General features: G+C 55.4%; 21 protein-coding genes, 3 tRNA genes and 1 riboswitch. Of the genes, 12 read left to right on the forward strand and 12 right to left on the reverse strand.

Annotation, left to right across the window (positions count from 1 at the left end):
• Window positions 1-39: 39 nt before the first annotated feature.
• The 8 genes from mshD (at window position 40) to asd (ending at window position 7,692) form a co-directional block, all read left to right on the forward strand.
• Window positions 40-996 (forward strand): mycothiol synthase, encoded by a 957-nt coding sequence (mshD, locus tag EYR88_RS06250; protein ID WP_131088813.1) that lies wholly within the window; start codon window positions 40-42, stop codon window positions 994-996.
• A gap of 85 nt (window positions 997-1,081) precedes the next feature.
• Window positions 1,082-3,298: an RNA degradosome polyphosphate kinase gene (locus EYR88_RS06255; RefSeq protein ID WP_131088814.1), complete on the forward strand. Its 2,217-nt coding sequence runs from the start codon at window positions 1,082-1,084 to the stop codon at window positions 3,296-3,298.
• Complete coding sequence (locus tag EYR88_RS06260; RefSeq protein ID WP_131088815.1) at window positions 3,298-4,305, forward strand: NUDIX hydrolase; 1,008 nt, start codon at window positions 3,298-3,300, stop codon at window positions 4,303-4,305. The genes EYR88_RS06255 and EYR88_RS06260 overlap by 1 nt, the downstream gene beginning before the upstream one ends.
• Window positions 4,306-4,440: 135 nt before the next feature.
• Window positions 4,441-4,764, forward strand: coding sequence for a GNAT family N-acetyltransferase (locus EYR88_RS06265; protein WP_131088816.1), 324 nt, complete (start codon window positions 4,441-4,443; stop codon window positions 4,762-4,764).
• Window positions 4,765-4,850: 86 nt separating this feature from the next.
• A complete protein-coding gene (locus EYR88_RS06270; protein ID WP_131088817.1) occupies window positions 4,851-5,654 on the forward strand; it encodes a thymidylate synthase in 804 nt (267 codons plus the stop codon).
• Window positions 5,651-6,226, forward strand: coding sequence for a dihydrofolate reductase (locus EYR88_RS06275; protein WP_131088818.1), 576 nt, complete (start codon window positions 5,651-5,653; stop codon window positions 6,224-6,226). The genes EYR88_RS06270 and EYR88_RS06275 overlap by 4 nt, the downstream gene beginning before the upstream one ends.
• A gap of 7 nt (window positions 6,227-6,233) precedes the next feature.
• On the forward strand, window positions 6,234-6,461 hold the full coding sequence (locus tag EYR88_RS06280; RefSeq protein ID WP_131088819.1) for an NF038396 family protein: 228 nt from the start codon (window positions 6,234-6,236) through the stop codon (window positions 6,459-6,461).
• 112 nt (window positions 6,462-6,573) lie between these two features.
• Entirely contained in the window at window positions 6,574-7,692 is a 1,119-nt protein-coding gene (gene asd / locus EYR88_RS06285; RefSeq protein ID WP_131088820.1) for an aspartate-semialdehyde dehydrogenase, read from the forward strand.
• A 72-nt stretch (window positions 7,693-7,764) separates the two neighbouring features.
• Here asd and EYR88_RS06290 read toward each other — a convergent pair whose 3' ends face one another.
• From EYR88_RS06290 to EYR88_RS06320, 7 genes are all read right to left on the reverse strand, one after another.
• A complete protein-coding gene (locus tag EYR88_RS06290; RefSeq protein ID WP_131088821.1) occupies window positions 7,765-8,289 on the reverse strand; it encodes a GNAT family protein in 525 nt (174 codons plus the stop codon).
• A gap of 45 nt (window positions 8,290-8,334) precedes the next feature.
• A complete protein-coding gene (locus EYR88_RS06295) occupies window positions 8,335-9,396 on the reverse strand; it encodes a UDP-N-acetylmuramate dehydrogenase (RefSeq protein ID WP_131088822.1) in 1,062 nt (353 codons plus the stop codon).
• Window positions 9,397-9,449: 53 nt separating this feature from the next.
• Window positions 9,450-10,652, reverse strand: a complete 1,203-nt coding sequence (locus EYR88_RS06300) for an MFS transporter (protein WP_131088823.1) — start codon at window positions 10,650-10,652, stop codon at window positions 9,450-9,452.
• Between the two features lie 2 nt (window positions 10,653-10,654).
• Complete coding sequence (locus tag EYR88_RS06305) at window positions 10,655-11,095, reverse strand: MaoC family dehydratase (RefSeq protein WP_131088824.1); 441 nt, start codon at window positions 11,093-11,095, stop codon at window positions 10,655-10,657.
• A 2-nt stretch (window positions 11,096-11,097) separates the two neighbouring features.
• Window positions 11,098-11,544, reverse strand: a complete 447-nt coding sequence (locus EYR88_RS06310) for a MaoC family dehydratase N-terminal domain-containing protein (RefSeq protein ID WP_131088825.1) — start codon at window positions 11,542-11,544, stop codon at window positions 11,098-11,100.
• Window positions 11,545-11,643: 99 nt separating this feature from the next.
• A complete protein-coding gene (locus tag EYR88_RS06315; RefSeq protein ID WP_131088826.1) occupies window positions 11,644-11,919 on the reverse strand; it encodes a hypothetical protein in 276 nt (91 codons plus the stop codon).
• Window positions 11,920-12,006: 87 nt separating this feature from the next.
• Complete coding sequence (locus tag EYR88_RS06320) at window positions 12,007-12,948, reverse strand: DUF2797 domain-containing protein (RefSeq protein WP_131088827.1); 942 nt, start codon at window positions 12,946-12,948, stop codon at window positions 12,007-12,009.
• A gap of 271 nt (window positions 12,949-13,219) precedes the next feature.
• Here EYR88_RS06320 and EYR88_RS06325 point away from each other — a divergent pair, with 271 nt between their 5' ends.
• A complete protein-coding gene (locus tag EYR88_RS06325; RefSeq protein ID WP_242632471.1) occupies window positions 13,220-14,002 on the forward strand; it encodes a GTP pyrophosphokinase family protein in 783 nt (260 codons plus the stop codon).
• 220 nt (window positions 14,003-14,222) lie between these two features.
• On the opposite strand, the gene EYR88_RS06330 is transcribed toward EYR88_RS06325, so the two are convergent.
• Together EYR88_RS06330 and EYR88_RS06335 are read right to left on the reverse strand one after the other, a co-directional pair.
• Window positions 14,223-14,296, reverse strand: a tRNA-Met gene (locus EYR88_RS06330).
• Between the two features lie 47 nt (window positions 14,297-14,343).
• Window positions 14,344-14,415, reverse strand: a tRNA-Thr gene (locus EYR88_RS06335).
• 519 nt (window positions 14,416-14,934) lie between these two features.
• On the opposite strand from EYR88_RS06335, the gene EYR88_RS06340 reads away from it, so the two are divergent.
• Both EYR88_RS06340 and thiC read left to right on the forward strand, forming a co-directional pair.
• A tRNA-Thr gene (locus EYR88_RS06340) sits at window positions 14,935-15,006 on the forward strand.
• A 175-nt stretch (window positions 15,007-15,181) separates the two neighbouring features.
• A riboswitch (TPP riboswitch) is annotated at window positions 15,182-15,291 on the forward strand.
• Window positions 15,287-17,029, forward strand: a complete 1,743-nt coding sequence (thiC, locus tag EYR88_RS06345; RefSeq protein ID WP_131088829.1) for a phosphomethylpyrimidine synthase ThiC — start codon at window positions 15,287-15,289, stop codon at window positions 17,027-17,029. (Overlaps the previous riboswitch by 5 nt.)
• Window positions 17,030-17,147: 118 nt before the next feature.
• Here the strand turns inward: thiC and EYR88_RS06350 are convergent, their stop codons facing one another.
• Window positions 17,148-19,070 carry a DEAD/DEAH box helicase gene (locus EYR88_RS06350; protein WP_131089806.1) on the reverse strand — a complete coding sequence of 641 codons (1,923 nt, stop codon included), beginning with the start codon at window positions 19,068-19,070 and terminating at the stop codon, window positions 17,148-17,150.
• Window positions 19,071-19,375: 305 nt separating this feature from the next.
• Here EYR88_RS06350 and EYR88_RS06355 point away from each other — a divergent pair, with 305 nt between their 5' ends.
• Entirely contained in the window at window positions 19,376-19,792 is a 417-nt protein-coding gene (locus tag EYR88_RS06355) for a hypothetical protein (RefSeq protein ID WP_165477289.1), read from the forward strand.
• A gap of 81 nt (window positions 19,793-19,873) precedes the next feature.
• Here EYR88_RS06355 and EYR88_RS06360 read toward each other — a convergent pair whose 3' ends face one another.
• Complete coding sequence (locus EYR88_RS06360) at window positions 19,874-21,031, reverse strand: cystathionine gamma-synthase (protein ID WP_131088831.1); 1,158 nt, start codon at window positions 21,029-21,031, stop codon at window positions 19,874-19,876.
• A 25-nt stretch (window positions 21,032-21,056) separates the two neighbouring features.
• Window positions 21,057-22,421: a cystathionine beta-synthase gene (locus EYR88_RS06365; protein WP_131088832.1), complete on the reverse strand. Its 1,365-nt coding sequence runs from the start codon at window positions 22,419-22,421 to the stop codon at window positions 21,057-21,059.
• Between the last annotated feature and the right edge of the window lie 20 nt (window positions 22,422-22,441).

Consider the following 22,441-nt stretch of genomic DNA (forward strand, 5'->3'; position numbering starts at 1 on the left):
TTATGGCGGGTTCATTCCTTTACCGACTATCGTGAAGATATGAGTGAACTGCCACAGACCACAGTATCGATTCACCAAGTATCTGACGAGCTTGATGAGCGCACGCTAAGTGACGTACGCCAGCTTGCTAAAGACTCCTTAAACGTTGATGGCAATCCGCCGCTGAGCGACCAGACTCTGGTCGCTCTAGCGGCCGATGATGCCAGTGAAAATATCATTACCCTGCTGGCAGAAGTTGGCGAAGGCACTGAATCAGTGCTCGCCGGTATTGCCGTAGTTGTGCGCGAAGCCGCCGACCAGCCATGGGTACTGGAAGTAGTAGTGCATCCCGATCACCGTAAAACTGGAATTGGTCGTGCGCTGCTCACCAAGCTCAGCGAACTGATCGATTTGCCCCAGGCTCAGGCATGGGCGCACGGAGATCATGAAGCCGCTAAGAAGCTTGCCTCGCGTATTGGCATGAGCCGCGTACGCGAGCTATACCGGATGCGCCGCGAAGGTACCGACTTCCTCGAAGAAGCCCCGGTTGATCGCCGAATCAGCGTTCGTTCCTTCCGCGTTGGAGAAGATGAACCATCGTGGCTCGAATCCAATTCGCAGGCCTTTGTACATCACCCAGAGCAGGGCTCACTGACCCTCAGTGACCTTGAAGCACGAATGGCCGAAGATTGGTTTGACCCTTCCGGCTTCTTCTTGGCATTTAATGCAGAGCAGAAGCTCGTCGCCTACCACTGGACCAAGATCCATCAGTCCTCGGGTGAATCCATTCGCCCTACCGGCGAGGTCTACGTTGTTGGTGTTGTTCCCGAAGCCCAGGGCATGGGCCTCGGCCGCTCACTAACCACCACCGGAATCAACTACCTGTTAGAGCAGGGCGTGGACGCGGTCATTCTCTACGTTGATGCCGAAAATGAAGCGGCCGTCAAGCTCTACCGCTCCCTTGGCTTCACACTTTGGGATGCAGACATTATGTACGGCCCGCAGCCGATAGACTAGTGATACTGGCGGTCCCATGTACTAACTGGGACCGTCTTCACAAGGTGTTTTGACATCTACTCGCAAGAAGAAATGAGTTCAGCAGATGACTAGCTCCCCCAAGGAAACTACTCCTCGTCTAAGTGATGTTCCCTCCTCCAAAGTTAATGAGGACAGAATTGAACCCGCTGAAGTCATTCCGGCTCCACAGCTGGACGGCGAGTTTCACAACGAGCGATTCCTTGACCGTGAACTGAGCTGGTTGCACTTCAACGCCCGCGTTTTAGAACTTGCTGAAGACACCACCTTGCCGTTGCTGGAACGCGTGAACTTCCTGTCGATTTTTGCTTCCAACCTTGACGAATTTTTCATGGTTCGCGTCGCTGGCCTCAAGCGTCGTATTGCAGCCGGGCTCGCGGTTCCCGCACCTAACGGCATGAGCCCAGTAGACCAACTGGAATTGTTGCTCTCTTCGGCTCACGCATTGCAGACCCGCCACGCTAACGTCTTCTCCGAGGCGGTTTCTCCAGACCTCGCTGAGCACGGCATCCGCATCACCACCTGGGATCAGCTTTCCGATGGTGAGCAAGACATTCTTTCCAAATGGTTTGTCTCCCAGGTCTTCCCGGTGCTCACCCCACTGGCCGTTGACCCAGCTCACCCGTTCCCCTACATCTCCGGCTTGTCGCTAAACCTTGCTGTGGTTGTACGCAATCCTTTGACCGGCAAGCAGCTCTTTGCCCGACTTAAGGTGCCCGATACCATTGCTCGTTTGATCAGCATCGATGGCACCCGCGCAGCGCATTCTTCGCACAAGACCGCTCGCTTCATTCCGCTCGAAGCGCTCATTGCAGTGCATCTTGAGATGCTCTTCCCCGGCATGGAAATCGTGGAGCACCACTTCTTCCGTGTGACTCGTAACGAGGATCTGGAAGTTGAAGAAGACGACGCCGAGAACCTGCTTCAGGCTCTCGAGAAGGAATTGCTGCGTCGTCGCTTTGGCCCACCGGTTCGATTGGAAGTTGCTGATGACATCAACTCCGAAATCATGGAGTTGCTGACCAGGGAACTGGGTGTTGAGGAAGACGAAGTCTTCAAACTACCTGCTCCCCTCGATCTTCGTGGTCTCGGCGTCATCGCCTCACTGGATCGCGCAGAGCTGCACTACCCAAAGCACATGGGACACACCTCCCGCTACCTGAACGAGTCGGAGACGGCCAAGGCCGCCAACGTCTTTGCTGCTGTGCGTCGCCGAGACATTTTGCTGCACCACCCTTACGATTCTTTCTCCACCAGTGTCCAGGCGTTCTTGGAACAGGCTGCCGCTGACCCTAAGGTCATGGCCATCAAGCAGACCTTGTACCGCACCAGTGGTGATTCACCGATCGTTGATGCCTTGATTGATGCTGCAGAAGCAGGCAAACAGGTTCTGGCATTGGTAGAAATCAAGGCCCGCTTTGATGAGCAGGCCAACATCAGCTGGGCCAGGAAACTGGAACAGGCTGGCGTGCACGTGGTTTACGGCATTGTCGGGTTGAAGACTCACTCCAAGCTGTCCTTGGTAGTGCGTCGTGAGGGTGACAAGCTGCGCCGCTACTGCCACATCGGTACCGGTAACTACCACCCACGCACTGCCCGATACTATGAAGACTTCGGCTTGCTCACCTGTGATGACGCCGTAGGTGAAGACGTTTCAAAGCTGTTCAACCAGCTGTCTGGCTATGCACCACGCTCAACCTACAGCCGCTTGCTCGTTGCCCCTCGTTCGGTGCGCACCGGTTTGCTCACGCATATCGAGAATGAAATCTCCAACGCAAAGTCCGGCATTGACGCCAAGGTAGTCATCAAGGTCAATTCGATCGTTGATGAAGTCATCATTGACGCTCTGTACCGAGCCAGCCAAGCCGGCGTCAAGGTTGAAGTCATTGTCCGTGGCATCTGTGCACTGCGCCCCGGAGTGCCTGGACTCAGCGATAATATACAGGTGCGTTCCATCTTGGGCCGCTTCCTTGAGCACAGCCGCGTCTTCATGTTTGCTAACGCCGGAGAGCCACTGGTTTACATCGGTTCTGCAGACATGATGCACCGCAACTTGGACCGCCGAGTTGAGGCCTTGGTGTCTTTGCGCAACCAAGAAGACGTGGATGACTTGATCCACCAGCTTGGCCTGTACATGGATGACAAGACCGCTTCATGGCACCTGAACTCTAATGGGGAATGGATTCGCTATTCTCAGGATGAAGAAGGCAACCCACTGACCGATGTTCAGTTCTGGCTCATCGAAGAGCATGCCCGCCGTCGCAATAGTGGGCGTAACAGCTAGTGGCCGAGCTTGAACTGCGCGATCCTCATGCCAGAGTTCGTGAAATTATCCGCTCAGTAGATGCCGATGAAATTTCCCTCGGCGACTATGAAATCATCGCTGCGGGCGCGATCCCTTGGCGGATCCTTGATGGAAAACTTCAGGTTTTGCTCATCCATCGTCCAAAGTATGACGATTGGTCCTGGCCTAAGGGTAAGCTGGATCCGGGTGAGTCCATTGCTGAATGCGCTATCCGTGAAGTACGTGAGGAAATTGGTCTTCGCATTGCTCTGGGCATTCCGCTCTCGGCGACGGCTTACTCGGTCAAGAACAAGTCAAAAGTTGTCTATTACTGGGCAGCCAAGACTGATCCACTGACTGTTATTCAGCCCGACGGTGGTGAATGCGATGAGACCAAGTGGATGAGCGTGAAGAAGGCTCGGGAAATGTTGACCAACCCGACCGATGCACAACCACTGGAAGATTTGGCTAAGGCACATAAGAACGAGACGCTCAACGCCCAACCGGTGTTGATTGTCCGCCATGCCAAGGCCAAACCACGAGGCAACTGGACCAAAGCGGAAGGTGAACGCCCTTTGGCGGCCACCGGACGACGTCAGGCTCAGGCCGTTTCGCGCATGCTTGAAGCGTGGCAGCCAGCGTTCATTGCCACCTCGCCGTGGGTTCGTTGCGTTCAGACGCTGGCTCCCTACGCGGCCTTGCACGCAATGAAGATGAGGAACGTCAAGGCACTGACCGAACACGCGGCCACACGTCACCCCGAACGTGCCCGCAAGGCGGTGCAGAAGCTTTTTAATAAGTACCGTTCTCAAGCTATTTGTACTCACCGACCGGTGTTGCCATTTGTCTTGGAAGTTCTCGCTAAGAACTCCACACCGGAACTGGCCAAGGCCTTACCCACGGTGGATCCTTATCTGGAACCCGGATCAATCATCGTGGCCCATCAGGTTGCTGGAGCAAAGCCACGCATGGTGTCCTTTGAAATCCACGTGCCTTACCACGATTAGTCGCTAGCTTCGCCCGGCAATTTTTGCCGGGCTTTGCTGTACCCGGATGAAGTACCCAAACCCGTTGCATCTGGCTCCGATTAGGGCTAAGACTGTACTAAGCACTTCACACGCATCGGAAAACGAGGTATCCCCATGACTGCCCAGCAGCCAACTGACAAAGTTGTTCACCACGGTCTGCGCCTTGACCATGACGCAAGCCGAGGCCGTTTTTCGCTCTGGCATGGTTCCACGTTTGTTGGATTCATCGGTTACCACCAAGAAGATGATGTGGTCACCATCCAGCACACCATTGTGAATGAAGAGTTTGGTCGCCGCGGTTATGCCCGTGCTCTAGTTACTTTGGTTCTGGATCGATTCAGAAATGAAGGGCTGAAGATCATTCCGGAGTGCAGCTACGTGCAGGATTACCTGCGCCGCTATCCGGAATACAACGACATGGTGGTTCAGCCCGGCTAGTTTTGGTCTCTGCCTTTGGGCTCTGCGATGCTTCTCATCCTCGGCGGATGTTCCCGCCGAGGACATGGTGAACTAAACTTGGGTGCGTGAACATCGCGACCCCATACGAAGACCTGCTCAAAGACGTGTTGGAAAACGGCACGTCTAAAGAAGACCGCACCGGGACTGGAACTCTTTCCGTCTTTGGTCGCCAGATCCGCTTTGATCTTCAGGATTCTTTCCCGCTAGTCACCACCAAGCGCGTACATTTTAAGTCCGTTGCAGCTGAACTTCTGTGGTTCCTGCGCGGGGAATCCAATGTGCAGCGGTTGCAGGACAACGGCGTGCGCATCTGGAACGAATGGGCCGATGAAGACGGTGAACTCGGCCCGGTATACGGCGTACAGTGGCGCAGCTGGCCAACCCCAGACGGTGGCCACATCGATCAAATCTCTGAACTGGTCGACGCATTACGCAACAACCCAGACTCCCGCCGGCACATCGTCTCGGCCTGGAACGTCTCGGAAATCAAGAACATGGCGTTGCCTCCTTGCCACGTCTTCTTCCAGTTCTACGTCGCGGACGGCAAGCTCTCCTGCCAGCTATATCAGCGCAGTGCAGACATGTTCTTGGGCGTTCCCTTTAATATTGCGTCCTACGCGCTACTCACCTGCATGCTCGCACAGCAGCTGGATCTTGAACCCGGTGAATTCATTTGGACCGGCGGTGACGTTCACATCTACACCAACCACTTGGAGCAGGTGAAGGAACAGCTGTCCCGCGATCCTTACCCATACCCAACGTTGAGCTTCAATTCAAAGCCTGAGTCGATTTTCGATTACACGCTTGAAGACTTCAGCATCAACGATTATCAGCACCACCCGACGATCAAGGGAAAAGTCGCCGTATGACCCAAGAGTCACGCCACGCGAACCAGCTTGAACCAATGCTCGGCGCTATCTGGGCCCAAGCAAACAACGGGATTATTGGTGACCAAGGCTCCATGCCATGGCACGTGCCCGAAGACTTGGCACACTTCAAGCGCGTCACCGCCGGTCATCCGGTCATTATGGGACGAGCTACGTGGAATTCATTTCCTGCCAAGTACCGTCCACTGCCAGGGCGCACCAACATTGTCTTAACCTGTCAGGCTGAGGCTCACGAGCAACTTCGCAACGAAGGCGCCGTCGTAGCAACTAGCCTCGAAACGGCACTGACTTTGGCCCGTGAGGCCAAGGGCGGAGAAGAAGTCTGGATCATCGGTGGTGGCAAGGTTTATGCCCAAGCATTGTCCATGCTGGACGTTGCAGTGATTACCAAGCTGGATGTAGATCCGGCAGGTGATACTTCTGCTCCGGTGCTGTCTAAAGACTTTGTTATGGGAACCAGCGACCCTTCGGTTGAATCGACAGAACCCGAATGGCACGTCTCCTCCAGCGGAACCCGATACCGCTTTGAAACCTGGCTGCGTCAGAAGGACTAATACACCCATGAAAAAATACATTGGCGAGCTTAAGGCACACCCCGAGGCGCTCTTCGTCTTGGGCTACATGCTCTTCCCACTCCTGGCGCTTGTTGTTGCGGTATTGGGATTCTTCATGGTCTTAGGTGGCTACAAGATTCTTGGCCTGATCCTCCTACTGGTGCCGGCACAGATATTCATCTTCGCGGCAGTGTGGGCGATCAATAATCGCAAGAGAGCACTTGAGGAAAAGTAAAACTTTTGCTGTACACAATCACACCTGAACCCTTCTGGGGCTTGGGTGTGATTCTGCTTTAACTCCTGTAACGAACCGGGCTCCGTTGGCCAAACGCCCCTACGATGGATACATGACTTCATCTGTTGGTTTTGTAGGTTACCGTGGCATGGTCGGCTCCGTGCTGATGCAGCGCATGGTTGACGAGGGCGACTTTGCTCAGATTAATCCGGTGTTTTTCTCGACTTCGAATGCCGGCGGCAACGCCCCAGCATTCGCTGAAGGAGCCGGGGCCCTAGAGGATGCTTATGACATCCAGACCCTGTCCAAGCTGCCGATTATCGTCACCGCACAGGGTGGGGACTACACCTCCAAAGTCCACGCTGAGCTTCGTAAGTCCGGCTGGGACGGCCTGTGGATCGATGCAGCCTCGACGCTGCGCATGAATGATGATTCGGTCATCGTTTTGGATCCAGTTAACCGCAATGTCATTGACCAGTCCCTAGCCTCTGGCGTCAAGGACTTTGTGGGCGGTAACTGCACCGTTTCTTGCATGCTGATGGGCTTGGGCGGCTTGTTCAAGAACAACTTGGTTGAGTGGGGCACCGCCATGACCTACCAGGCAGCTTCCGGCGGCGGAGCACGCCACATGCGCGAACTGCTCAACCAGTTCGGTGACATCAACGCGTCGGTAGCTTCTGAACTTGTTGACCCTGCAAGCGCCATCTTGGACATTGACCGCAAGGTTCTTGAAACCCAACGCGGTGGCTTGGACGCTGCCCAGTTCGGTGTTCCCCTCGGTGGATCCCTCATCCCTTGGATCGACGCGGACTTGGGCAATGGCCAGTCCCGCGAAGAGTGGAAAGCCGGCGCAGAAACCAACAAGATTCTGCAGACCTCAGGCGAGAACAACATCATCATGGACGGACTGTGCGTGCGCATCGGTGCGATGCGTTCACACTCGCAGGCACTGACCTTGAAGCTCAAGGAAGATCTGCCAGTAGCTGAGATCGAATCCTTGCTGGCTGCAGATAACCAGTGGGCCAAGGTTGTTCCTAATGAAAAGGAAGCAACCATGAATCAGCTAACCCCAGTGGCTGCTTCAGGTACTTTGGATATCCCTGTGGGACGTATCCGCAAGCTAGAAATGGGTCCAGAGTACATCTCGGCGTTCACCGTCGGTGACCAGCTGCTCTGGGGAGCTGCTGAGCCCCTACGTCGTATGCTGGCTATCGCTCAAGGCCGTCTCTAATCCCGAAGTAAAAGACCTCATACAAAAAGCACGGTCCGGAACAATTGTTCCGGACCGTGCTTTGTTTTGCGTCTAGCTGGACCACTGATCACGTAATACCGAGAAGATGACCTGATCGTGCCAGGCTCCTGCACGCCATTGCGCCTGGCGAATGATTCCCTCTTGGTGGAAGCCAAGCTTCTCAAGACACCTACGTTCAGCAGTGTTCTCCAACGCTGTCGTGGCTTGGATTCGATGCCGTGGGTAGTGGGCAAACAAGTAATCAATCAACAAGCGCTGCGCCTGCGTACCAAAACCTTGGCCACGGAACGGCTCAAAAATACCAATGGCAATTTCCCAGCACGCGGAGGTGTTGGCGCGGCCCCAGTTGGTGATTGTGAACCAATCGACCTTGCCGATGGTGCGCTCCCCCAGACAGATGGCCAAAGCGCCATCGTTGCTGCCAATGAATTGATCTTGGTCCAGCCTGGTGCGCAGCTTGGTCGTGTCCCAAAACCCGAACCATTGAGCTTCGCCAGCACCCTGAACAGATTGAAATTGCTCTTCTAGTAGATCAATACCTTCAGCAGTTAGTTTTCGTAGCGATAGCTCAGCCATGCCAACACTCCTCGGTAAGGTTTTGATATCCGTTAGTGCAGTGGCTTAGAGCTCAAGACCAATCAGCAACGGTTCATTGACCAACATAATGCCAAAGCGTTCGTTAACACCGGCCTGCACGGCACGCGCAATGGCAACGATGTCGTTGGCACTGGCCTCGCCACGGTTGGTGATGGCCAGCGTGTGCTTGGTAGACAGTGAGGCACGCCCCTGAGCCACCGAGAACCCATAGGTACCCTCCAAGCCATAGCCCTTGGTGAATCCGGCTTGGTCGATCAGCCAGGCAGCCGACAGCTTTACAAAGCCTTCTTGAGCCACTGGATAGTTTGGCGCATTCTCCGGCAAGCTCTGCAGTACCGAAGCTTCAACGATGGGGTTGGTGAAGAATGACCCGGTGGAGTGCGAATCAGCATCCTTTGGGTCATAGACCATGCCCTTGGACCGGCGTAGCTCAAGAACTCGCTGGCGTACCGACAAGGCATCGGCGCGCTCACCTGGCTCTACATTAAGTTGACGGGCTAGCTCAGCGTACCGAATAGGCGCAGACTGGCTATCTCGTTCAAGCAAGAACGCAACTTCGAGCACTACGTAACGTGGGGATCCGTTGTTGCTGGTGCGCTTGATCAGCGAATCACGGTAGGCAAACTCAAGTTCTGCATTCTGCATCTTGAGCACCTGGCTGGTCTGCCGATCATAGACTCGCACCCACGCCAGTGACTGAGAAACATCTGCGCCATAGGCGCCAACGTTCTGTACCGGAGTGGCCCCAGCATTGCCCGGGATGCCAGACAGTGCTTCCAGCCCGCTCAGACCCTGAACTAGGCTGAACTCCACCGTCGTGTCCCAGCTTTCACCGGCGGCAGCGCGCAACAAAACTTTGCCGTTAGGTTGCTCATCGAGGTGCAAACCGCGGGTGGCAATCTGCACGGCGACGCCGGCGTAGCCTTCATCGCTGATCACCAAGTTAGAGCCACCGCCAATGAGTAGGACGTTATGGCCTGCGCTGTCGGCGGCAGCAACGGCTTGCGCCAGTTCGGCTTCGCTGGTGGCGGTAAGCATTTGGTTTGCCGGTCCACCCACGCGGGTGGTAGTCAGATTCTTCAGCATTGATTCAAGGTACTTTCAGTGTCGAGGCAATTGCTGCACGCCAAGGCAACAGTCTAGTTATCGGTGCGTTTTTCGTCTTGTGGGTATCCGGCAGTGTTTTTGGAAAGCATAAAGGCCAGAACGATCAGCAGGGAAATTGAACCCAAGGCTGGCAACAGACCTATCGCCCCTGCCAACAAGCCCAATAGCGGCGGGCCGCCCAAGAAGGCGCCGTAGCCAATGGTTGATACCACAGCTACTCGGGTTGCCGAATGCAGTGGGTCATCCGATGCTGCGCTCATGGCCAGTGGGAAGGTCAGTGCAGCACCAATGCCCCAGACCACCAGCGCGGCAAACGCCAGCGGAAGGTTATGGCCAAAGGCAAAGATCAGAACGCCAACAAAGGCACAGATGGCGCTGGCCCGAATCATGATGACTCGTCCCAGACGCAAGATCAAGTCACCGGAGAGCAAACGAGTCAGCGTCATGGCGGTGACAAATACACCGTAGCCCACGGCTCCGGTGGCTTCGCTGGTTCCATAACCATCTGCCAGGGCAAGAGCTACCCAGTCCCCTGCTGCACCTTCGGCGAGCGCCATGCCCAAGACCAAGATGCCCAGCAGGACGGTTTGTGGTTCTTTCCATGCACGCGACAGCGACGGGCCGCTGGAGGTTCTCGGGGTACGGCTGAAATCTTCACCATAGAATCGGGAGCTGTAGAGAACAGTGCCGACAATGATCAGACCCATGAGCAGGTAGTGGTACTGCAACGGCAGCCCCATATGGGCTGCTAGCGCGCCGAGGCCTGCGCCAATCACGGTGCCGATGGAGAAGAAGCCATGCAACGCCGGCATGATGCTCTTGCCCAGTGCGCGTTCCATCACTGCGCCCTGGACGTTAGAGGCTACATTCCATGAGGCTGATCCGAGCCCCTGGGTGAACAGGAAGACACCGGTGGCAACGGCACTGCCAAAGACGCCGGTGCTTACGCCAACAAGGATGAGGGAAGCACCGCTGAGGGTGGCGGCAATGCGCATCACGTTGGCTGCGCCGAGGCGCAGCACCAGTTGACCGGAGACCGAGACGGACAGGAAGGATCCTGCGCTCATGCAGAGCAAGAGCAACCCGACAGTGGCGTGGTCAAGGTCCAGTGCGTCGCGTACTGCTGGCAGTCGCGATACCAAGGCGGAAATCAGTAGACCGCTGGCCAGGTAGGCGGCCATCAGTGCGTTGCGCCAGTGTATTACCGACGGTTGCGCATTACCGGATAGGGGCATCTTTAGAGCTGCACCACAACTTGGCACTTGAGCAGTACCTTGCTGTCATTGGCAGTAACGGCCAAGTCGATGCGTGCTGTGCGCTTTTCGTCATCTAGCGCGCCAACTTTGCCTTCAACAAAAATGCTGGTGCCCTCGTAGTCAGCTGGGTTGCTACCCTCTGGGTCTTCAACTACTACCGGCTTGGTGAAGCGTGTTTGGTAGTCGATGATCGCTCCTGGGTTTCCTACCCATTGTGAGACGAGGTCAACCACTGAACCCATGGTGAACATGCCGTGAGCAATTACCGATGGAAGTTCTACTTCTTTGGCGAAGCGTTCATTCCAGTGGATCGGGTTGAAGTCTCCGGAGGCCCCGGCATAACGAACGAGGTCCGCACGGTTGACCTTGACGGTGTGGGAACCGATGACGGTTCCCTTTTCAAGAGTTTCGAATTCAATCATGCTTAGTCCTCAGCTCGTACCAGTAGCGACGAAACGGTAGTGGCGACCTTTTCGCCAGAGATGCTGGAGATTTCAGCGCGGGTGGTGATCATGGCACCGGCACCCATCTCACGTACCTGATCTACATACAGCTCAGCAATCAGCTCATCGCCAGCCACAATCGGACGGTGGTGGGTAAAGCGCTGATCCGCGTGGACAACACGCGAGAAATCAATGCCCGACGCTGGGTCTGCAATCAGCTGCGCATCGGCACGCTGGGCGACGATGATGGCAAAAGTTGGGGGCGCGACTACATCGCTGTAACCCAGCTTCTGCGCTTCTTCCACTTTGAAGTGTGCCGGCGAGGTTGCTTTGGTAGCCGTAGCGAACTCGCGGATCTTTTCGCGTCCTACGTGGTAGGACTCTCCGGCAGGGAAAACGCGCCCCACCAGGTCGGGATTGATGCCCATGGATTCTCCTGAACTTTGGTGTAACAGAAAATGACGTGCTGCATCGACGGTGCGCCAGGATTCAGCGCATCATCAACGATTCTTGACTCTTGCTGAGTTCTACTGGCCGTCGCGGGCTGAGCTCTTGGCTTTCCGTGGGGCTGCCAGTCCATTCTCAACGCGCCACTGGCGGGTGTCTTTGGCCCTGACAACCATTCCTGCGATGTGGCAAAGCATGCCTACAAACATGATTCCGATTGCGGTGTATACCGTTGGCAAAGATGGAATGTTTGCGCCGATAATCGCAAGGATGATGCCTGCTCCCATGATTGCCATGGCAGTAAAGACGAGCTTCTTATAGCGCGGTGAGGCAGCTTCCCAGGGAGTATTGGTCATAACTCAAGTCTAGTTCAGCTCACCTCGCAGGACTCATTGGAACAACGGTATTTTCTCGTGACTCCACTGACAGCTAAACGTCAAAGCTTAGAACAATGCGGACTGTTCTTCTTTGAATTCTCCATACTGCTGTCGCAACTGAACTTCACGTGTTTTTAGTTCCGCAGCATCTAGCAGTCGTAGGGTGGTGCCTTCCCCGCTATCGGCCATGATGCTTTGACCTAAGACCCCTCTGATGCGCAGGTCCGCGGTGGCACCGGGCAGTGCAGAATTCCAGGCGTGTAGCGTGCGGGAATTCCACGCTTCAATGACCGGGTGGGCAAAGGCCGGTTGTTCCCAGAGCTCATCACGAAGCTCAACACCATAGGTATCCAGCCCGCGTTGTGCCCCGAGGAAGTCACGGGCTTTGCTAGCGGCTTGCTCGTTGATCTCATCAAGCTGCGCTAGGTCCAATTCCCAACTCACCAGTCCCTTGATTTTGGACTTCTGCCGGACTTGTTGGGTGAGCGCAACGTGCACGGTGACCAGATCTTCAAGTACACGAATTGCTGTACCATCATTGGCGCGAGCAATATAGCGCGCTATGACGGCGCCCTGCTGAGCCAGTCGAGTCCACTTGCTCTGTGTGGAAGTAGTTCCAACCTTGGTCGCACCATGGGCAAAACTAGCGACGTAGAGGAAGTGCGGCTGTTCAAGGTATTTGCGCATTCCCTCCGGGGCTTCCCCGGTCTTATGGAACTGGTGCATGAACTTGGAGTGGTCTAACCGGCGGCAGCTATCGCATTGGGTGCCGGTGCGTAGTGCTTTGGTCTTGGGGCATGGCAAGGTGTTGCGGGAACCATCACGATTCATAGTGATATAGCCCAGGCAAAACTTCAGTTCTCCGACATCCATGCTCAGCGAGCGGTTCAACTCAAGATATTCGGTCTTCCACTGGTCAGCTGTGCGCAGTCGAAGCATGGGCGCGGGTTCATGCTGAGAGAAGCTAATGCCATGACATAGCTGCCGTGAAGCGCTGGGGAATTCCATCAAGACCTTTCTGAAGTAGCCCTTCCAACCTTAGGCCACCAGCAAGGAACCATACAGCTCAAAGTACTTGTGCTTTGCTCCCCCAATCGAGGCGAGCAAGTACTAGTCCCCGATAGATTCCCGAGGTCTTCTGGCCAAATTCTTAGACTGCTGACCTAACCTTGAAATAGAGAGCGCTCATGTCCTTTGACATAGCCACAACATGTAGAGGTGATTTACGATTTCTACGCCGTATCAAGAAGACCCACCTGGCGTTGTTTCGCTGCCGTCGGTGGCAAACCTCGCCCCTGGCGAACTACAGGAAATTACGCAGGCGTTCCGCCTTCAATTCCAACGGTTCATGATGGAGTACCAGTTTGCAGTCGATGAGGTCCTAACCAAGGTCTCCATCTTGCGCGAAGAGTTTCTTTATCTTCATAAGTACAATCCGATTGAACACATCACTTCGCGGGTGAAAACTCCAGAGAGCATCATGCGCAAGGTGAGCCAGCGAAAGATTCACCCCTCGCTCACCGCGATCAGGGAAAACATCAGTGACATCGCTGGCGTTCGAATCACGTGCAGCTTCGTCAAGGACATCTACAAGGTACTCAATACCTTGACTGCACAAAACGATATCCGTGTCATTCAAATCAAGGATTACATCAAGAACCCTAAGCCAAGCGGCTACAAGAGTGTTCACGCGATCGTTGAGATTCCGGTATTCCTCTCTGACGGTCCGGTCAACGTGATCGTAGAGCTGCAGATCCGCACTATTGCCCAAGATTTTTGGGCCAGCCTAGAGCACAAGATCTTCTACAAGTACGAAGGTGAAGTTCCAGCCCACCTAGCTAGCGAGCTGGCAGACGCTGCAGCTATTGCAACCAAACTGGATATGCAGATGCAACGGCTTCACACCGAGGTTCATGGTCACGATGCCAACAATGAACAACCCGATGGGCAAGATATGGATTCTGATGTGATCCAAGGGCTACTCATGCTGGCCAAGGAAGCTTCGAATAGTGGCGACCAGGCGCATAAGGGTGCAATCGGTCCCAACGACGCCAGCCTCTAGACGCACCAACTAAACAACGGCCACCTACATCATCGCATTGCGATGCGGTAGGTGGCCGTTCCTGTATTGCACTGCTCGCTACACTCTGAACTGGGGCCGATATCCGTGACGTGACGTCGGGGGTACTTTCGAGGTACACCTAGGTCCCACCTACGGCACTAGGATTCGATTTTGAGCATGAAAAAGCCCCGAAATTCAATGAATTTCGGGGCCAAATCTGTAGCGGCGCCGGGACTCGATCCCGGGACCTCACGATTATGAGTCGTGCGCTCTAACCAGCTGAGCTACGCCGCCACAAGTGAGAAGCAATCCAGTAGAAGCCAAGACTACTTCTCACTCAGAGCCCCCTGCCGGAATCGATCCGGCGACCTCGTTCTTACCAAGAACGCGCTCTACCACTGAGCTAAGGGGGCAACGAGTAAATACTCTACACGGCTTTGGGCACAAAGAAAAATCGTCATTCGCCTCCAATGAATTTCGGACCGCGTCGCGTTACCCCAAGTCAACGCATGTTTCTAGAAGACGTAGTGCTGACATGGAACGAAGGTTGGCACAAAAGCGCATAGGTGACGATGCTCACTGGAGCATTAGTAGTGGTCAATTTGGTAATTTCCAGCCTTCGGAAAGCGCTGCACGAGTTCCTTTTCTAACGACCAAGCGGTGCCACTTTCCTGCCGCTTGAGTCAGTGAAAATCACTTTTCCAACAACAAAACATCCGTACATCTTGATGCTTCGCAGTCAAAAGAGGTAAATATCAACATGTGCGAGGTCTGCCATTTTTCGCGGCGCAGACTACCCGCGTTTAGAACACCATCGAGCAACCGATCCCCTGCCGCGTTTTTCCTACTTGAGTAGGGGTCTTGTGACGTCAGCTACAAACTCGTTACGGATTTTGAAATCGCCAAAAACCTGTGTAGAGTATTTACTCGTTGCCCCCTTAGCTCAGTGGTAGAGCGCGTTCTTGGTAAGAACGAGGTCGCCGGATCGATTCCGGCAGGGGGCTCGAAATAAGAGAGACAATCTGAATTCAGATTGTCTCTCTTTTCGTCTATCTGGACTTATTTTCTTGGGCCCCGCTGCCACTTCGCTTCTCCCCCATCTTCCACTTCCAACGCTCAGACCTAGCGTCAAATTTTGGCGCCCATTCTTGTGCGCCGATTTTTTCATGCTAGTGTCGTCTCCGACCACACGGGAGCCCCATGGCAAGGGCTGAGATCGGGCTATCGCCGTCCGCGACCGTTGAACCTGTCCGGGTAATGCCGGCGAAGGAAGTGAGTTTCTCAATGGAACAATTTGAACAACATCCTGCCCACTCTCTCGCGTTCCGCGAATCGGAAGGGATCTCAGTTCCCGTCACGCAAATTCAACTTGCGGACTCCCCCAATGGCCAGCCAAATGAACCGCTACGGGTGTATCGCACCAGTGGTCCAGGTAGCGAACCAACTCAGGGACTGAATCCTTTTCGGGAACCGTGGATCATGGAACGAGCAGACGTTGCGGTCTATGAAGGCCGCGAACGCAATCTGCACGATGACGGGCGCTCAGCGGTCCGCCGAGGAACTGCCAGCGATGAATGGGCCGGACGCACGGCGCCACCACTACGTGCAGTTCAGGGGGCCACAGTAACCCAAATGCACTACGCACGAGCTGGGGTGATCACCCCTGAAATGCGATATGTAGCGGTTCGCGAAGAGTGCGATGTAGAACTGGTGCGCAGCGAGCTGGCGGCCGGGCGAGCAATCATTCCGTCCAATATCAATCACCCGGAATCTGAACCGATGATTATCGGCAAAGCCTTCTTGGTGAAAATCAATGCAAATATCGGCAACTCTGCGGTGACCAGCTCGATTGCTGAAGAAGTATCCAAGCTGCAGTGGGCCGCCAAATGGGGTGCAGACACCGTCATGGATCTATCCACCGGTGATGACATCCACACCACTCGTGAGTGGATCATCCGCAATTCACCGGTGCCCATCGGAACGGTGCCCATCTACCAAGCCTTGGAAAAGGTCAATGGCGAAGCCAACGCACTGACCTGGGAGATCTTCCGCGATACCGTCATTGAACAGTGTGAGCAGGGCGTGGACTATATGACCATTCACGCTGGCGTGCTCTTGCGTTATGTTCCTTTGACTGCCAACCGGGTTACCGGCATTGTCTCGCGCGGTGGGTCCATCATGGCCGGCTGGTGCTTGGCACATCACGAAGAGAATTTCTTGTACACGCACTTTGATGAGCTCTGCGAAATCTTCGCACAGTACGACGTTGCTTTCTCACTGGGTGACGGGCTTCGTCCCGGCTCCATTGCTGATGCCAATGACGCCGCGCAGTTCGCTGAGCTAGATACCCTAGCTGAGCTGACCAAGCGGGCCTGGAGGTACGACGTACAGGTCATGGTTGAGGGACCGGGACATATTCCATTCCATAAGGTCCGGGAGAATGTTGAACGCCAGCAGGAGTTGTGTGATGGTGCGCCCTTCTACACACTGGGCCCACTGGTTACCGATATCGCTCCGGGCTATGACCACATCACCAGCGCCATCGGAGCTACGGAGATCGCTCGATATGGCACAGCCATGCTTTGTTATGTCACACCCAAGGAACATCTGGGATTGCCTAACCGTGACGATGTAAAGACCGGTGTTATCACTTACAAGATTGCAGCTCACGCCGCCGACTTAGCCAAGGGGCACCCGGGTGCCAGTGCGCGCGATGATGCGCTGAGTAAGGCACGCTTTGAGTTCCGCTGGAATGACCAGTTCTCGCTGAGTTTAGATCCCGTCACGGCTCAAGAATTCCATGACGAGACTTTGCCCGCAGAACCAGCCAAGACCGCACACTTCTGCTCGATGTGTGGACCAAAATTCTGTTCCATGCGGATCTCCCAAGATATACGTGATGAATACGGTTCTGCGGAGGCTCAAGCGGCGTTGGCAGGCATGGCAGAAAAGAGTAGAGAGTTCTTGGAGAGCGGCGGGAAAGTTTATCTAGGAGATGAGATTCCGGTAGGCAGCGCAGCCCAGTAATAGCTGGCTGCTGGAACAAGCATCTTGGAGAAACACACAACGCCCCTGGATCAAACCTTTCGGTTTGTTCCAGGGGCGTTGTGTTGTGCTTTTAGCTAGTTAGCTTAGGAGCGTCGACTTAGTAGTCGCGACGTCCACCGCTACGGCCCGAGTCGCTGAAGCGCTTGTCGCCGCCACGGCCACCGAAGCGCTTTTCGCCGCCACCGCGTCCGCCGCGGAACCCGCCACGGTCTCCACCGCGGAACCCGCCACGGTCTCCACCGCGGAAGCCGCCACGATCGTTGTCATCGTCGTCGCGTGGCTTACGGCCGGAGTCAAGCTCCATGCTGATCAGTTCGCCGCCGATGCGGGTCTTGGACAGTGCACGCCACTGGTCCTTGCTCAGCTCTGCTGGCAGTTCAACCAAGGTGTGATCCGAACGGATCTCAATGCCACCGATTTCCGAAGAATCGAAGCCACCTTCGTTAGCCAAAGCGCCAACGATCGAGCCTGGCTGCACGCGGTTGCGGCGGCCAATGGCCAGACGGTACATGGCGTTGCCTGCAGCAGCAGTCTTACGTGCACGTGGGCCACGGTCGCCGCGATCTCCGCGGTCACCACGGTCGCCGCGATCGCCACGTTCTGGGCGGTCACCACGTTCCATGCGAGCCTTCTTGGAAGGCGAAGCTACTGGTTCGGTCATCAGCAATGGACGTCCACCCTGAGCCATCAAAGCCAGTGCAGCTGCGATTTCCAGCTGATCAAGGTCTTCGTGCTCAGAAGCGAACTTCTCAACGATTTCGCGGAAGGTGGTCAGGTCCTGACCACTGATGGTCTGATCGATGCGATCAGTGAACTTCTGGATACGACGGTCGTTGACCGAATCCAGCGAAGGAAGCTGCATCTGGGTCACCGGCTGGCGGGTAGCCTTCTCGATGGCACGCAGCAAGTACTTCTCGCGTGGGGTCATGAACAAGATCGCGTCGCCCGAACGACCTGCACGGCCGGTACGGCCAATGCGGTGAACGTAGGACTCGGTGTCATGTGGGATGTCGAAGTTGATGACGTGGCTGATGCGCTCAACGTCCAAACCACGAGCTGCAACGTCGGTAGCAACCAGGATGTCGATCTTGCCTGAACGCAAGTTCTCAACGGTGCGCTCACGCTGCTGCTGTGGGATGTCACCGTTGATAGCTGCAGCGGTGAAGCCGCGAGCCTTCAACTTGTCAGCCAGGTCCTCGGTAGCCATCTTGGTACGAACGAAGGCGATAACACCTTCGAATGACTCGGACTCGAGGATACGGGTCATGGCGTCAAGCTTGTGCGAGCCCATAACCTGCAGGTAACGCTGGGTGATGTTGGTGCCGGTCGACTGCTTGGACTTGACCGAAATTTCCTGCGGATCGCGCAGGTATTCCGAAGCAATACGACGGATGGTACGTGGCATGGTGGCCGAGAACAGGGCAACCTGCTTCTCTGCTGGGGTTGCTTCCAAGATCTTGTCGACCTCTTCGGCGAAGCCCATGCGAAGCATTTCGTCGGCCTCATCCAGTACAACGTACTGAAGGTTGGACAGGTCCAAAGAACCCTTGTTGATGTGGTCGATTACGCGACCTGGGGTACCAACAACAACCTGAGCGCCACGGCGCAGGCCGTTGAGCTGTGGGCCGTATGGGGAGCCACCGTACACTGGCAAGACGGTGAAGTCTGGCAGGTACTTTGCGTAGGAAGTGAAAGCCTCAGCTACCTGGAGGGCCAACTCGCGGGTTGGAGCCAGAACCAGGATCTGTGGGGTGCGGGCTGGACCATTGGTGTCAGCCAGCTCTGCCATGCGGGACAGGGCAGGAAGCGCGAAAGCAGCGGTCTTACCGGTACCGGTCTGAGCCAGACCAACAACGTCGCGGCCTTCGAGAAGCTTAGGAATAGTGGCGGCCTGAATTGGCGATGGCTTTTCATAGCCCAGGTCAGCCAGTGATGCAAGCACACGAGCATCCAAACCAAGTTCGGAGAAGAGCACGGTTGGCTCTTCTGGGGTCTGGTTGTCATCGGTGTTTACGGGCATGTCAGAAGACACGAAGATTTACCTCATTCGTTGGGGAATATGCCTTAGCCGTCCCCAAAGAAACGACGTATAGGCTACACAGTCAGATACAAGTCACGCTCTACAAGCGCTCCCCTATGACATAAGAAACCGCACACACTTGCGGAAATACAACACGAGAAGGCTCCAGCCTCAAATATTGGGCTGGATGCAAGGGATACCCTTGAAGTTTGCGAACACTTAACACTAACGCGAACCACCGCTAATTGTCAGTGCCCAGAGCGTGTGAGATCGGGCACCGCGCCAAAGCACGTAGTGTTAAAGATGTGAAAATACCATTCTTGCCACGCCGCCCTGAAGAGCCTGTACCCAGCGCTTTGTTCATCGCGCAAATGCTTTGGTTACTAGCCGGAGTGCTGTTTTTAGGCTTTGGTGGCTTCCTCATTTATGAGCAGAGCGACTCAGGTTCACTGAACTTTGCAGCCATTGCCTTGGCCATATTTTTTGCTGCCGCCGGCTGCGCCTGCGGGGTTCTTGGCTACCGTTTGTTCACCGGTCAACGTGCTGCCCGCACCAATCTCACCTGGCTCGGTGTGATTACCGCGGTGCCATTGTTGATGCGTTTTGGTCGCTATTCACTACTGGCCGCCATCATCATGTTCTGTGTAGCTCTCATGTGGCTTCCTAGCAGCAACTACTACTTCAAGGTCGTCTCCCCTAAGCCGCCTAAACGGCTTCGCTAGCGCAGCTGAAACCCGATAAACAAAAAACGCGAGGGTGAACATTCCATACGGAATGTTCACCCTCGCGTTATATGCGTTGATTTAGAGGTTGCGGAAAGCCTTCTCTAGGTCATCAATGAGATCTGCTGGATCTTCGATGCCCACCGAGAGACGCAACAGGTTCACTGGAACCGCCAGCTCGGTACCCTTGACCGACGCGTGGGTCATTTCCGATGGGTAGTTCATCAAGGATTCAATGCCACCCAAGGATTCAGCCAAGGTGAACAGCTTGGTGCTTTCAGCGATCTTGCGTGCTGCAGCTTCGCCGCCCTTGAACTGAACCGAGACCATGCCACCGAAGTCGCTCATCTGCTTCTTGGCGATCTCATGGCCTGGGTGATCTTCGAAGCCTGGGTAAAGTACGCGCTCAACTTCGCTGCGCTCGCGCAACCACTGGGCAACGGTGGCCGCGTTCTCGCTGTGTGCGCGCATGCGCACACCCAAGGTCTTCAGACCACGGGTAGTCAAGAAGGCATCCATTGGGCCAGATACTGCACCAACGGCGAACTGGATGAAACCAATCTTCTCTGCCAGGGCTGCGTCCTTGACGATCACCGCACCGCCCACCACATCGGAGTGACCACCGATGTACTTGGTGGTTGAGTGAACCACAATGTCAGCACCCAAGGTCAAAGGCTGCTGCAAGAATGGGCTGGCGAAGGTGTTGTCCACGACCAGCAGTGCGCCGGCAGCGTGAGCAATTTCGGCTACCTTGGCAATGTCGGTGATGGTCATCATTGGGTTGGATGGGGTTTCTACCCACACCAGTTTGGCCTTGTTCTTTTCGATAGCTGCAGCCAGGGCAGCTTCGTTGCTCATATCTACCGGGGTGTTACCGATGCCCCAGTCACCGAGCACTCGGTCAATGAGGCGGAAGGTTCCACCATAAGCATCGTTACCAAGGACAATGTGATCGCCTGGGCGCAGAATTGCGCGGATCAATGAGTCTTCGGCAGCCAGTCCGGAGCCGAAGGAGAAGGCGTGGGTGCCAAATTCGGCGCCGGCAAGCTGAGCCTGCAGGGCGTCACGAGTTGGGTTGCCACCGCGGCCGTACTCGTAGCCGTTGCGCAGGTTTCCGATACCGTCCTGTGCGTAGGTGGTCGAGAAGTGCAGCGGTGGCACGACGGCACCGGTGTGTGGCTCAAATTCCTGGCCCACGTGGACGAAGCGAGTGTTTGATCCCTGAGTGTTTTCGGTCATCGATATCAGTCCTTAAGTGAAATCATTAGCGAGTTGAGTAAGCCAACAGATCTGCTGACGTGGCGCCTGCAATAACGTCGCCACCCTTGGTCAGCAGCACCGCTGGATGCTGTTTAAGTAGTTCTTGGGCGTGTTCTAGGGTGTCAGCTACGCCGATCAGTGGCTTGGGCAAATCTCCCAAGTCCTTGATGGTGCTTGTTGGTTCTGCTCCACCGAGCAACGCTTCGGTAATGGTGCTGGCGCCGATGACGCCACGTACTTCACCAATGCGGGCTGGCAGCGAAGTGCTGGCAACGACCAACGCGTCGGCACCTTGTTCGCGTAAGGCCCTAGCCGCCTGTAACAACGTTGCGTTCTCGTCGATTATTTCCGTGCCTTGCTTTGACAGGGCGGAGCCGATGAAGTCCAGAGCGGAGTATTCATCAGTGATGAAGCCCTGCTGCAGCATCCAGCTGTCGTTGAAGATCTTGGCAAGGTAGCCGCGTCCGCCATCTGGGGCGATAACTACTACAACGTCGTCTTCGCTGAGTTCACGCGCGGTACGTAGCGCCGCAACAACTGCCATGCCTGAGGAACCGCCCAAGAGCAGTCCTTCTTCTTTAGCTAGACGACGGGTCATCTCAAATGACTCAGCATCAGTGACCGCTTCAATAGCGTCGGGGACCGAAGCATCGTAGTTGCCCGGCCACATATCTTCGCCAACACCTTCAACAAAGTATGGGCGTCCGGTGCCACCGGAGTAGACCGAGCCATCTGGGTCAGCCGCGATAATTTTCACTGGGCCTGAAGCACGCTGCGCCGAGATCTGCTTGAGGTAGCGTCCGGTGCCGGTAATGGTTCCGCCGGTACCTGCGCTAATGACCGCGTGGGTCACTTTGCCGTCGGTATCGTTCCAGATTTCTGGTCCGGTAGTTTCAAAGTGGCTATCAGGTGCGCCCGGGTTGGAGAACTGGTCGGGCTTGTAGGCGCCCTCAATTTCGGTCACCAGTCGGTCCGAGACACCGTAATAGGACTCTGGAGAATCAGGGGCTACAGCGGTAGGCGTGACCACTACTTCGGCACCATAGGCACGAAGTACGTCGCGCTTTTCCTCGCCAACCTTATCTGGCGTGACGAAGATGGTTTTGTATCCCTTGAGCTGGCCAACCATGGCCAGACCTACACCGGTGTTTCCACTGGTAGGTTCCACGATGGTGCCGCCGGGCTTAAGCTGGCCACACTGTTCAGCACGTTCAACCATCTTCAACGCAATGCGGTCCTTAATGGATCCGCCGGGATTTAGGTATTCAAGTTTGACCAATACGGTGGCTTTGATTCCGTCGGTAACGCTGTTGAGCTTTACCAGCGGAGTGTTGCCAATCAGATCAAGAACAGTGGAAGCATACTTCATGTCAAGAACTTTACCGGCGC

The sequence above is a fragment of the Arthrobacter sp. S41 genome, from assembly GCF_004320535.1.
Lineage (GTDB): Bacteria > Actinomycetota > Actinomycetes > Actinomycetales > Micrococcaceae > Glutamicibacter.

Coding starts and splice junctions, on each gene's coding strand:
- mshD (WP_131088813.1), top strand. CDS start 40: ATGAGTGAACTGCCACAGACCACAGTATCGATTCACCAAGTATCTGAC.
- EYR88_RS06255 (WP_131088814.1), top strand. CDS start 1,082: ATGACTAGCTCCCCCAAGGAAACTACTCCTCGTCTAAGTGATGTTCCC.
- EYR88_RS06265 (WP_131088816.1), top strand. CDS start 4,441: ATGACTGCCCAGCAGCCAACTGACAAAGTTGTTCACCACGGTCTGCGC.
- EYR88_RS06275 (WP_131088818.1), top strand. CDS start 5,651: ATGACCCAAGAGTCACGCCACGCGAACCAGCTTGAACCAATGCTCGGC.
- EYR88_RS06280 (WP_131088819.1), top strand. CDS start 6,234: ATGAAAAAATACATTGGCGAGCTTAAGGCACACCCCGAGGCGCTCTTC.
- asd (WP_131088820.1), top strand. CDS start 6,574: ATGACTTCATCTGTTGGTTTTGTAGGTTACCGTGGCATGGTCGGCTCC.
- EYR88_RS06290 (WP_131088821.1), bottom strand. CDS start 8,289: ATGGCTGAGCTATCGCTACGAAAACTAACTGCTGAAGGTATTGATCTA.
- EYR88_RS06295 (WP_131088822.1), bottom strand. CDS start 9,396: ATGCTGAAGAATCTGACTACCACCCGCGTGGGTGGACCGGCAAACCAA.
- EYR88_RS06300 (WP_131088823.1), bottom strand. CDS start 10,652: ATGCCCCTATCCGGTAATGCGCAACCGTCGGTAATACACTGGCGCAAC.
- EYR88_RS06305 (WP_131088824.1), bottom strand. CDS start 11,095: ATGATTGAATTCGAAACTCTTGAAAAGGGAACCGTCATCGGTTCCCAC.
- EYR88_RS06310 (WP_131088825.1), bottom strand. CDS start 11,544: ATGGGCATCAATCCCGACCTGGTGGGGCGCGTTTTCCCTGCCGGAGAG.
- EYR88_RS06315 (WP_131088826.1), bottom strand. CDS start 11,919: ATGACCAATACTCCCTGGGAAGCTGCCTCACCGCGCTATAAGAAGCTC.
- EYR88_RS06320 (WP_131088827.1), bottom strand. CDS start 12,948: ATGGAATTCCCCAGCGCTTCACGGCAGCTATGTCATGGCATTAGCTTC.
- thiC (WP_131088829.1), top strand. CDS start 15,287: ATGGAACAATTTGAACAACATCCTGCCCACTCTCTCGCGTTCCGCGAA.
- EYR88_RS06350 (WP_131089806.1), bottom strand. CDS start 19,070: ATGCCCGTAAACACCGATGACAACCAGACCCCAGAAGAGCCAACCGTG.
- EYR88_RS06360 (WP_131088831.1), bottom strand. CDS start 21,031: ATGACCGAAAACACTCAGGGATCAAACACTCGCTTCGTCCACGTGGGC.
- EYR88_RS06365 (WP_131088832.1), bottom strand. CDS start 22,421: ATGAAGTATGCTTCCACTGTTCTTGATCTGATTGGCAACACTCCGCTG.